Source organism: Clostridium ganghwense (assembly GCF_026735165.1).
GTDB lineage: Bacteria > Bacillota > Clostridia > Clostridiales > Clostridiaceae > Clostridium_H > Clostridium_H ganghwense.
Window position 1 is genome coordinate 1 of sequence record NZ_JAPQES010000014.1, and the last position, 11593, is coordinate 11593.

Sequence of the window (11593 nt, forward strand, 5' to 3'; positions counted from 1 at the left end):
TTTTTTTTTTTTTCTCTCTAAAGCAGTTTCTTATATGGTGTTTATTTGAATTTTTAGCGATATAGCTATCTCTATTTTCAAATCCATCCCAAAAATATTTTTGTTAAACCTACTAGTAAGAGGACTACTCCTAATATGTATTCTGAAGTTTTATTATTTTTAGAGAAAAGCTTTGGCTTTATTATAATAAAGCCACCTACTATTATTGATATACTGTAAGTTATAGTACGAAGTATAGTTTTATAAAAATTACTCAAATCGTATCGGAAATAAATGTAAGCAACAATAAGTGCTATTATTGATAAAAGAACATAAAAAAATTTTATTAATCGCATCTTCTTTGCCTCCTTGTATTTTATGATTATAACACTTTTAAAAGGTAGTTTGAAGTTTTGATTGTAAATAAAAGTAATTAAATAAAAAATACTCCAGGACAAATTTGTCCTAGAGTATTTTTTATTTAATTACTTTTATTTAGTATATTGGTGTATATGAAACATCAGTAACTCTCCATTTAGGTATTGTAGTAGGATCTCCGTATAAGAACTCAAACGTATATTCATACTTAATTTTAAACTCCTTGCATCCTTGAGATCTCATTAATCTTAGAATTCCCTCAAGTACCCATTCTCCTATTGAAGCAGCTAACAAAACATAAGAACCTCCAATAGATAATCCTATTCTAGAAAGAACTTTGTTTATAATTGGTTTGGTTATAGTTGCAGTTGTTACTGAATAACCTATATCTCCTGCTCCACTTATCATATCATCAATTGATACTGTTTTAGTTTTAGTACGTACTTCACCTATATCTGCAATTAAAGGTAACTTTGACATAAAAAATCCTCCTTTAGTTAATAAAATTATTTTTTAGTTATTTTAAATGTAAGCATTATCTTTTGGATCCATTTGATTTGTCTTACACTCTATAAAAACGTTTTTTATCTCAAGATGTAAACCTATATTAAAAAATTTTTTTGTTTTTTCATAAAAAGTAAAAAATCAGCTTTATTGAAAAAGCTGTTTACAATACTCTTAATATTTGATTTAGATAAATTATATCTGTAGTTAAGTTATTTAATTTTTTCAATTTATCAACTGACATATTGTATTTTTTTGATATTGCCCATAATGTATCTCCCCGTTTTACTGTGTAAGTATCTACTCCCTTTTTATTATTTAGAATTGATTCTCTTATTTCCATTAAAGGGAACTTTGTGCCTGGACAATTAGTTTGACCTAATTCTCTATGACCTTTTATTATTTTTATATCATATCTTTTACATAAATATGAGCATAATTCTATTAATGATTTTTTCTGAGCACTTGGCATACTTTCATTCATATAATTGCCTTGAACACAAACACCTAGTGTATAAGAATTGTGACCTTTGCAATGTGCGCCTATTGAATTTTCTGGTCGACCTCTATATATTTGTCCATCTTTTGTTATAAAGAAGTGATAGCCTATTCCACTCCAGCCATTATCATATTTATGCCATTTATGAATATCATATACACTACAAGTGCTGTGTTCTGCATGATGAAGTACTATAGCTGTATGTTTGTTTCCATATTGAAGTTCTTCAAAGTTTAAATTTGTTTCTATAATCTCCATTTAAATCCCCCCTATTAATTTTCTGTTTTGAATATATGTTGCTTAATATCTTCTACATCTTTTTTTACATCTTCAACGATATTAAATTTATCTGTAAGCTTTGCTATGATACCTTGATAATTATTTTCTCTTTCCTCCTGTCTAACATCTCTTTTTTCTTGAGTTTTTAAAATATAAAATATAAGTGCAACACTTAATGCTGCCCAAACTCCTTGTGATGCTGCTAGTTTAAAAATCTCATTTCCCATTATATTCATCTCCTTTCCTTATAAGAAAAACAGAAATATATTTAGATATGTAAACCTAAATTTGAAATATTTATTAAAAATATAAATTTTAGGGTTGTCAAATTAAAAATTAAATGGTTTTTATATAATAAAAAGAGAAAAAAAGAGAATTCCATATATCTTTGTACATATATGGAAATTTTTAAAATCATACACCGAACAAAAGTTCGGTGAAAGTATTATACTGTATTATACTAAGGAGGGGATAAATTGAATTCTTTAATCAAAAATTTTTTAAATAGAGATGAAGAAAACCAAAGTTTATATATAAGATTTAAATTTTACAATGATGAAAATGCTTTATATGAATTGGAGAAAAAATTAAAATTATATATGTTCCAATTGAAATTTTGCAGTTATATAGGTAAAAGTATGAATTTTTATTCAAAACATTATCAAGAAAAGAAATTAAAGAAGGATTACAAGGAAATGTTAAATTTGAATATTAAAGATAAAGATTTTGGTGAAGAAAGGATAAACATGATTTCTGATAAAAAAGTAGATTTTATAGAGGAAGTCTCACAACCTGAAAAAGAAGTAGATTTCAAAAAAGTAATAGAAAACTATAAGCTTCTAAATGCTCTTGAAAAACTTCCAGCAAGACAGAAAGAAATAATCTATAAATTGATAGTACTTCAGAAAAAAGAAAAGCAATTAATAAAAGAATTAGGAATCAGCCGCCAAGCAATAAATAAAAGTAAGCGTTCAGCTTTAAATAAACTGAGAAATGAATTAAATGAGCTGAATTTAATAATGTAAAAAAGCTAAATAAGGAGGAATGCTAATGAGTGATAAAAAATTTGAAGAACTAGTTATTTTAGCCCATAAAGGGGATACATACGCACTTAATGAGATTTTAAAAAAATTCAAACCGTGTCTTATAAAGAATAGTATTATCAATGGAAAATTCGACGAAGATTGTTTTCAAGAGTTAAATGTAAAATTAATAAATTGCATTTATAAGTTCACATTTAACCCTCTTGATGTAAATTTGAAAAGTTATTTATAAAATTAAATATTTTTACAAATAGAAGCTTGGCAGAGCTTCTATTTGTTTATTTTATGATATCAAATATATTGAATATAATCAAAATGTTTGTTTGATTTGCGATAATCCTAGGGTAGCTACAGTAAACCGCAAATTCAATACCAAAATATTGTGCAAGAAATGAATGTAAACTTTTAGATAAAATATTACATTCATAAAAACACATATAACCGTTGATATTAAAGGGCTGACACTGATTTGGTGTTAAGCTCTTTTTATATTACTGCTCTTGAATGTATAGTTTCACAGGTATATAGAGTAAAATAATGCATTATAAGAGAATGAAATGAAGATTTTAATAAAAGCAACTCTAAATAAATAGAATTGCTTTTATTTTGTACTAGGCGATATACATTGCCTAGTACAATTAGGCTTGTACCTAATAGATAACATCTAAGTTAACATACGTATAGGTATGTATATCAATATATATAAAATTTATTTTAGGAGGTATGTAGATATGAATGACCATTGACAGTAAATATATATATTGAATAATATGCATGCTATAATAGTTTTGAATATTCTAAGACTAATACAAAATTTAAATAAGTGGGGAGAGGATAGTGTAATGATAGATGAATATTGGGTTGAATGTTGTAACGACCAAGATTTCTTAGACTTTTTACAAGAACTTTTAGATTATGATATGGTGGAAAAATGTACTCCTGCATACGGTATTACTAAAATGATTATTGATGGACGGTATAATGAACTTTCATCTACTCAATGGAATGTGTTTGTAAATCATGTGGCAAAAGAAAATTATGTTGAAGAATGCAAGAGATGTCATAATTCAATTCCTTGGTGTGAGATGGTGGCTGCTTTAGACAACGGAGGGTATTGTGGTTACTGCAATCATTTGATAGAGAAGGATGATTAAGATATATTGTGAGCAATAAAAAGGTGTTTAATGAGGATTTTAATAAAATAACTTAAAGTGATTAATTTTATTTATGGCAACTCTATTAATTTAGGGTTGCTTTTTTGACACTTGAATAATAGTTCACCTTTTCTATAAAACACGAACTTATTTGGATAGAGCATAAGTCAACTGAATCATAAACAATAGTAAAAAGTTATTTGTTTAAAATTAAATTATAATTTAATAAATATTTGTGAGGGGATATTATGAAAAATATAGATTTTACAAACTTCGTTGTTATTGAATCATATAATAAATATCAGTATCAGTTTGGTATTGATTACGTTTCAAAAAACTGCAATGTTATAGACTATAAGAAATATTATAAGCAAGTAAAAAAGGAATTTAATAAATATAAAATTGAAAAAAACATTACTGATATAGATAAAGTAAGATTAATAACTGATATTAAAAGAATTATAGATTGTAGATGTAGAGAAATTTTAAATAAGTTAGGTTATGTTAAAGATATAACTTCTAAAAATTATCCAGAGCTAGTTAAAATACCAGAACTAAAAAATATAAATGATTTAACATTAATAAGTTTTTTATTAGATATTAATTTAGAGATTATACTTAAATCAAGAAAAGTTAGAAATAATACAGAACATGAATTTATTGTTCCTACATTTGAAGAACTAAAAAATAGTTTATCAAGTTGTGAACTATTTTTAATTGCTCTAAAAAATATGTTTGTGGAAAATAGATTTAGTTGTTTTAAAATTACTTCCAAAGAATCATCACAAATTATAAATATAATTCCATATAAGCAAAACATAGGTGAATATGAGAATATTGGCTTAATTTCATTAAATGATAAATGTTATGATTCATTTAGTATGGAATATAGTATTCTATTGAGATATATAATATCTAGAAATTTTGATAATATACCAAGAGATTTATTTGAAATTAATCGTAATATGCCAAATGAGAAAATACATTGTAGTGGTTTAACATTTGCTGATAGGGATTATTCTTATGATGAGTTATTTTTTGAATGTCCTTTTGATTATATATAGTTAAGTGTCAAAACTTTTTAAGTATTGATACTGATAACATGGAATAAATTTTCAAATAATATATTGAGTTCCGCACAATATACATTGTGCGTAACTCGTGAAATAGGCGTAAAGTCTTGAAAAATAAGGCTTTACGCTTTTTTAGTGTTCTCTTTTTTATTTTACAGTTACGCATAATGTTGATATAATATAAATACGAGTAATTGAAAGATGTATAAAAAGGGGGATAAGAATGGAAAGAGTAGAACCGATAAGATCAGAGAAAAAAATAAAAGATTTAAAAAAATATTTGTTAGGATCTAATAACATAAGAAACTATACGCTAATAGTTTTGGGTTTAAATTCAGCATTAAGGATTTCAGATATATTAGAACTAAAATGGTGTAATATATATGATTTTGAGGAAAGGACCTTCAAAAGCCATGTATATATCAAAGAAAAAAAGACTGGAAAGGATAAGAAGTTTTTGCTAAATAAGAACGCCATAGATGCTCTTAAGAAGCTTAAAAAAGAACTTGAACATATAAAACCAGCAGACTATATATTTACAAGCAGAGAGGGCCAAAACAAGCCTATAACTAGGTCTATGGCATTAAAGATTGTAAAGAGCTGTTGTGCTGCAGTAGGAATAAAAGCACAGATAGGATGCCATAGTTTGAGAAAGACTTTTGGATATCACAGCTGGAAAAAGGGAGTACCACTACCAGTTCTCATGGAGCTATATAATCATTCAAATCAATCTGTGACAAAGCTTTATTTAGGAATCAGCCAGGATGATTTAGATGAAGTTTATCGTCTTGTAGAATTATAATAAAGTAATTGCTTTAAGGTATACAAAATAGTCTGTTTTTATATTCGATAGGGGGGGAGCTTTTGACATTATTGATTTGGTTTAAACCGTTATTAATAACTTTAGGTATATATACGGTTATCTGTATTTTAATTTTAAATTTGGGAGATGATTCTGATGAGTTAAGAGAACAAGTAGCAGCTATAATTATTGATAAAGAATTTGTAGATAATTCACAGAATACTTCAGGTGATATCTCATCAGATGGAGTGGCTTCATGGAAAAATAATTATAATCTAATTGTAAAATATAACGGGTTAATAGGAAAAATAGATGATTATTCTAATTACTATACATTAGATATAGGTGATACTATACTTGTGGATCTTGTAACAATACTTGATAAAAAGGGTAAGTTTTCTAGAAAAGAATTCAGAAGATGTTCATAAAAATTAATTATAAATTTTTATGTTACTAAAGGTAAATTTAATATATGGTAAATGAATACTAAATTAATAGTAAATTTTAATTTAGTATTCCCATTTTACTAGCCTTACAAAGGATTGTTTAAATTAACTATATACTAAATTTATGTAACTATAAATATTATAAATTTACTATAAATTTACTATACACTAAATGTACAGTAAATTTAGTGTAAATTTAACATATAGTAAATTTTAATTTAATATTAGTAAATTTAACATTATTAAATGTAAAGTTATTATTATTAAAGTTAAATTTAATATGGCTATTTTACTAGTAGTACAATTATAATTGCTTAAATTAATATATTTAATTTTTATTAGTAATTTAATATATATTTAGTAATAGTAAAGGTAAATTTAATACTAGTAAATTTACTATTATTAAATGTTCATTTAATAATACAAAGAGCTGAGCTACTCTTTGTATTTTTTATTGGTTTATTTCGCTAAAAGTGGATTTAGTGAAAGAACTTAGATAATATGTATCTAAGTTCTTTCACTATTTTATAAGACTTTATATTGAAAAACAGTTTATTTATGTAAAATAATACCAAATAAAATATAAACATGTTATAATAATGTTATTACATGTTATGAGGTGGAAGAGATGAATAGAGAAGAATTTAAATCTATGTCTGACAAGGAAAGAATTGCTTGGGTGTGTAAGGAATACAATAAAGGAAAAACAACAGCACAAATAATAAAGGAATATAATTTAGCTAAAAATACATTAGGAGATACTTTCAGACGTAATGGATATGCATCAGATAAAAGTGTTGGACAATATGTTATAAACAGTTCACAACATGTTAATATAACACAAAACCAACATAAACCTAACATAATAGTAGAAAACAAAAAGGAAATACATAAAAATATATTTCCGGAAGAAATAAAAGAAAATTTACTGCAGATGATAGAATGGTATAAGAAACAAAAAGAAAAGGAAGATGAAAGAGAACAAATTTTTGAGTGGATAAAAAAGAATATGCAGAATAAAGATTTGATAGAAGTACCAGAAATAACTATAGATAAACAGCAGCTTAGGGGAGAAGTTAAAACAAGATCTTTTACTATATATTCAGATGTATTACAAAAATTTAATAATTTTTGTTCAAACCAACCTTATAGTAAACAGGACTTGCTTAGTATGGCACTTTTGGAATATATAGATAGATACAAAAAGTAAATTAGTATTTATAGGAATGAGAGAATTAGTACATATATTTATAAACAACTGTAATAATAGCAGTTGTTTTTTATTTTTTTGAAAAAATTTTAGAAATTTTTATTACTTTTTTTTCAACCGCACTATAATAATTAACTGAATAGTAATTTTAAATATTCCAAGGGGAGTAAATAACATGATGGGCAGCAGCTAAATAATTTTTGAAGGTATGAATGCAAGTAAATAAATCGTTTGGAACGTAGGTGAGTTTTGTTTATTGCAAATAATCTTTTATTTAATTTTTACAGACATTTTTAAGTGGTTGCAGGTAGGTTTGAAGGCTGTGAAGTTATCTGTAATTGGACAAAACTTTTTGCCACAAAGCGTGGTATCTCTTAATGTTACAGCCAATGCTAAATCGGATTTTTATCTTTTTCTTATTCTTTAATCTGAGAAGGCATTCATCGGCGGTAGGGAAAGTCTATCCTTTTTTAAGTGGGATAAATTTACACATGACTGCAAGTGCTGATATTTACTACGTTTGTAGCCGATGAATGCTATCTCAGAAAATTATTAAATAAGATTTTTATAAAAGATTTTTGTTTTTGATTTATATAAAAGATATTTTAATTTTGGGGTGATAAGTTTGGCACATAACCTTAACCAGCAGTTTAAGAACAGTATTTTTCAATGTTTATGCTTTGGACAATCTAAACGTAGTCTAGTAAAGCAAGGGATTTCTCAGGGATGGAGAATTTTTAGTGGTGGTGGTAAAAAAAAAGGTGGAGAACGAAAGATATTAGAAGACCATGCAAAGAATTTTTCTAATTGGTGTAAGGAGTATAGACCAGATGTAAGAAACCTAGTTGACGTAACGCCACAAGTTACGAAAGCGTTTCTAGAACATAAGGCTAATACGTGTTGCTATGCAACGCTAGATAGGTACATGAGACGTTTTAGTAAATTAGAAAGAGTAGTTAAACACGCAAAAAATTTAAATATATGCTATGTGGATTATGTTAAACCACCTATTCCAGCAGTAGCATTACGAAAAAATCAAGAAATGTTTGAAGTTAAGCGTTCGATTCCAATGGAAAAAATACATTTAGATGCCGTTTTTAACAATACAGAAGATTGTCACAGTCGTAGAGCTGTTAAGTTCGCAGAATTGTTTGGGTTGAGAGTTGCTGAAACTGTAGGAACTACAAAAGGACAAATAGATTTTAAAAATGACACTATAGAGATTATAGGCAAACATAATAAGCATAGGATTTTAGCTATACAAACCAAAGCACAAAAAAATTTTTTAAGAAATTTAGCAGCAGAAAAGGAGGTAGGGGATCTGCTTATTCCTATTAAGGCGAACAGTGTAAATAATTGGCTACATAGAAATTTACTGAAACAAAATATACATGTTTATGCAGAGCATAAAACAGGCGTGCATAGTATTCGCAAAATGACCGCACAGCGATTTTGGGATGCTTTTAGGGGTAAACATACTTTATCGGATGCAAAGTCTCATTTGGGATGGAATACGGAGCAATATAACGCTATTAAAAGTGGTAACTTAGCAGGTTTTACATCTGGACAAATAAAAGCTATAAATGATTATTTTGAACCGCATACGTGGAAGGAAACAAGAGCAGCTACAAGTGTTTTTCTTGGGCATGGCGAGGTAAGAGATGATGTTATAGATGCATATGTTAAAAATGCGTGGTAAAGTAAACTTTAAATAAAAAAATATATGGTGTAATATTTTTAGTAGAGGTGATAATATGCAAAGTACCTTAAATACAGTGGCTACTATTGCTATTTTTTCTATTTCAATTATCGGGATAGTATCCATAAGAGCAATAGTAAAAATGCATGGTAAATTTTAGGTAACTTGAACTGACACAGTGTCAGTTCAAGTTTTTAGGTATATATAATAAAGATTATATATACCTAAAAAATAGTAAAAAATAAAATATATTGAAATATAATATGAAAAATTATACTATAATATATATAGCTATATAAACGGCAAATAATCTAAACACCCATAGGGTAAATAAAGTAAAAAAATAAGAAAAATTATTGTTATTTTCTTATTTTTAGTTTGTTTTTTTATTTATATGGCTAAAAAAACAGACGTAATATAATAAAATATATTATAATGTTTATAATTAATTTACAAGTTATAGATAAAAAGATCGGAAAAGCAAAAAAGTTAGAGATTATCGGGCTGCCACCCTACTCTAACTTTTCCTACCACAACCCCAAAGGGTTAATGTCTTTCAGTAATAATTATATACTTAATTATATAAAATAATTCTTTTAAAAACAAGTTTTTAAAAAAATAATTAAGTGTATTAATAAAGGCGTTGTGGTGCTATTTCTGATAGAGGAATAAGAAAGGAGCACTATTTTTATGTCTGCAATAAAGTATAAACCATCATTTGAAGAATATTTAGAATTCGAGATTAGAAATAATTTAAGTCACTCTATCTGTAATCTAAATCGAAAAAAATACGGATTTCCATTGTTAGAAGATAATAAAAAAACAAAAGTTAAAAATAAAAAAGATGTTACAAAAGAATATAATATAACAAAAGAAGATACAGAGCTTATGGGGAGTATATTTAATAAAATTTTTGATACCGATAGAGAGTGCTTTATAAGATTAAGATGTGCTGCAACTAACACTATATATGCGTATAATGTACAAGATTTAAAAGATGGAAAGAAGCTCTTTAATATATTAAATTCTAAGAAATTTACGAGAGAAGATTTTTTCTATTCTCTAGCAACGTATAAAACAATGCTTAATGGAGAAGAAGATAATATATTTAGTATGCATGTAATAGAGTGTGATATTGATTATATAGATAAAAGAATAAGAAGATTTAAAGGGAAAAAGCCGATAGAAGTCTTTGAGATATTACAAGCTGAAGAGTTTGGAAGGAGTATTCCTATTCCTAATGTAGTTGAGATAGGAAGACAATTAAAATTATTTTTTAAAATAGAATGTGTAGGAGCTACGAAGCCGTCTAGAAATCTTGTGAAAAGAGTAAATAAAGTATTTGCACAAAGGTTAGCAGATTATGGGTCAGATTCTACGAGATTAACAGATTCAGGACGTATAACTGGTAGTATAAATAGTAAATCAAATGATAAAGTAGAAGTGTTTTTCATAGCTGATGCACCAAAATATAAGCTTTCAGAGTTAAGAGATAATTGGCTAGATTCGTTACCAGAATGGTATCCAGGATTTTTAGAGAAGAAAAGTAAAAGAAAAATTGTTAGATTTATTCCAAGTGGTAAAGACATATTTTATACAATAAATATGGGAAGAATTCAAGACTTTTATAGAATAGCAAATTACTTTGGAAAAGATTTTGATGGTAGAAGATTTTTGTGTTTCCAGGTTAGAAATCATGCAAAACTAGCTGGAATTGCTGATGATGAAGCTGAGCAAATGATGAAAGAGTTTAATAATAATTTAGCAAAACCTTTGGTGTGGCGAGTTATTGAAAGAGACACTAGAAATGTAAACAAAAATCAATATTTATATAAAGATATAACTATATTGAATCATTTAGGACTAGATAGAGAAGATGTGCAAAAGATAGGATTGCAAGAGTTAAAGTATATGACAGATGAGGAAAAAGCAGAAAAGAAAAAAGATTGGGATAGAGAGTATAGATATAAAAAGTTTAGAAATACAGAAGGATTAACTAAGACAGAAGTTAGAAGAAGGAATGAATTTATTATGATTGCACGACTAGAGTTTTCAGGATTAAGTATTAATAAAATTGCTGAAGAGATAGGCAAAGCTCCTTCGACAATCAAAGAGAAGATTAAGAAAAAATATAAAAATATTACTTATACTGAAATAAAACAGGGTGTTAAGGACGGAATATTTGATGATTTAAGAATTGAGCAATTGGCTTAATTCTTGTATTTTAGCCAATTGTAGGGTGGTCGGTTTTTTGTCGTACTATATGGAGGAGCTTTTCCCATGCTTAGGGGGCTCTGTGGTGTGCTATAGTTGTCTCGTGGGTTTGGTCGCCCCTGCGAGGAGATCGTGCCTAGTGGAGCTTGTGTAAAACTCGCAGAGTTTTACACAAATCCACAGGCTTTTTTTTTTTTTTCTCTCTAAAGCAGTTTCTTATATGGTGTTTATTTGAATTTTTAGCGATATAGCTATCTCTATTTTCAAATCCATCCCAAAAATATTTTTGTTAAACCTACTAGTAAGAGGACTA

At 27.1% G+C, this 11593-nt stretch carries 13 protein-coding genes; 9 read left to right on the plus strand and 4 right to left on the minus strand.

Annotation, left to right across the window (positions count from 1 at the left end; translation table 11 throughout):
- Window positions 1-77 precede the first annotated feature (77 nt).
- From OXH55_RS19640 to OXH55_RS19655, 4 genes are all read right to left on the minus strand, one after another.
- Window positions 78-335, minus strand: a complete 258-nt coding sequence (locus tag OXH55_RS19640; protein ID WP_268051853.1) for a hypothetical protein — start codon at window positions 333-335, stop codon at window positions 78-80.
- A 139-nt stretch (window positions 336-474) separates the two neighbouring features.
- Window positions 475-837: a hypothetical protein gene (locus OXH55_RS19645; protein ID WP_268051854.1), complete on the minus strand. Its 363-nt coding sequence runs from the start codon at window positions 835-837 to the stop codon at window positions 475-477.
- Between the two features lie 187 nt (window positions 838-1024).
- A complete protein-coding gene (locus tag OXH55_RS19650; protein ID WP_268051855.1) occupies window positions 1025-1618 on the minus strand; it encodes an N-acetylmuramoyl-L-alanine amidase in 594 nt (197 codons plus the stop codon).
- A 14-nt stretch (window positions 1619-1632) separates the two neighbouring features.
- Window positions 1633-1866, minus strand: coding sequence for a BhlA/UviB family holin-like peptide (locus tag OXH55_RS19655; protein ID WP_268051856.1), 234 nt, complete (start codon window positions 1864-1866; stop codon window positions 1633-1635).
- A gap of 249 nt (window positions 1867-2115) precedes the next feature.
- Between OXH55_RS19655 and OXH55_RS19660 the strand changes: the two genes are divergently transcribed.
- The 9 genes from OXH55_RS19660 to OXH55_RS19700 all read left to right on the plus strand — a co-directional run bounded on the left by OXH55_RS19660 (window position 2116) and on the right by OXH55_RS19700 (window position 11280).
- Window positions 2116-2664, plus strand: a complete 549-nt coding sequence (locus OXH55_RS19660; protein WP_268051857.1) for a sigma-70 RNA polymerase sigma factor region 4 domain-containing protein — start codon at window positions 2116-2118, stop codon at window positions 2662-2664.
- 25 nt (window positions 2665-2689) lie between these two features.
- On the plus strand, window positions 2690-2914 hold the full coding sequence (locus OXH55_RS19665) for a helix-turn-helix domain-containing protein (protein ID WP_268051858.1): 225 nt from the start codon (window positions 2690-2692) through the stop codon (window positions 2912-2914).
- Between the two features lie 610 nt (window positions 2915-3524).
- Window positions 3525-3836, plus strand: coding sequence for a hypothetical protein (locus OXH55_RS19670; RefSeq protein ID WP_268051859.1), 312 nt, complete (start codon window positions 3525-3527; stop codon window positions 3834-3836).
- 248 nt (window positions 3837-4084) lie between these two features.
- Window positions 4085-4900, plus strand: coding sequence for a hypothetical protein (locus tag OXH55_RS19675; protein WP_268051860.1), 816 nt, complete (start codon window positions 4085-4087; stop codon window positions 4898-4900).
- A gap of 232 nt (window positions 4901-5132) precedes the next feature.
- A complete protein-coding gene (locus OXH55_RS19680; RefSeq protein ID WP_268051861.1) occupies window positions 5133-5711 on the plus strand; it encodes a tyrosine-type recombinase/integrase in 579 nt (192 codons plus the stop codon).
- 62 nt (window positions 5712-5773) lie between these two features.
- Window positions 5774-6139 (plus strand): hypothetical protein, encoded by a 366-nt coding sequence (locus tag OXH55_RS19685; RefSeq protein ID WP_268051862.1) that lies wholly within the window; start codon window positions 5774-5776, stop codon window positions 6137-6139.
- Between the two features lie 646 nt (window positions 6140-6785).
- Window positions 6786-7367 carry a hypothetical protein gene (locus tag OXH55_RS19690; RefSeq protein ID WP_268051863.1) on the plus strand — a complete coding sequence of 194 codons (582 nt, stop codon included), beginning with the start codon at window positions 6786-6788 and terminating at the stop codon, window positions 7365-7367.
- Window positions 7368-7992: 625 nt separating this feature from the next.
- Window positions 7993-9066 carry a tyrosine-type recombinase/integrase gene (locus OXH55_RS19695; protein WP_268051864.1) on the plus strand — a complete coding sequence of 358 codons (1074 nt, stop codon included), beginning with the start codon at window positions 7993-7995 and terminating at the stop codon, window positions 9064-9066.
- 690 nt (window positions 9067-9756) lie between these two features.
- On the plus strand, window positions 9757-11280 hold the full coding sequence (locus OXH55_RS19700) for a hypothetical protein (RefSeq protein WP_268051865.1): 1524 nt from the start codon (window positions 9757-9759) through the stop codon (window positions 11278-11280).
- Window positions 11281-11593 lie beyond the last annotated feature (313 nt).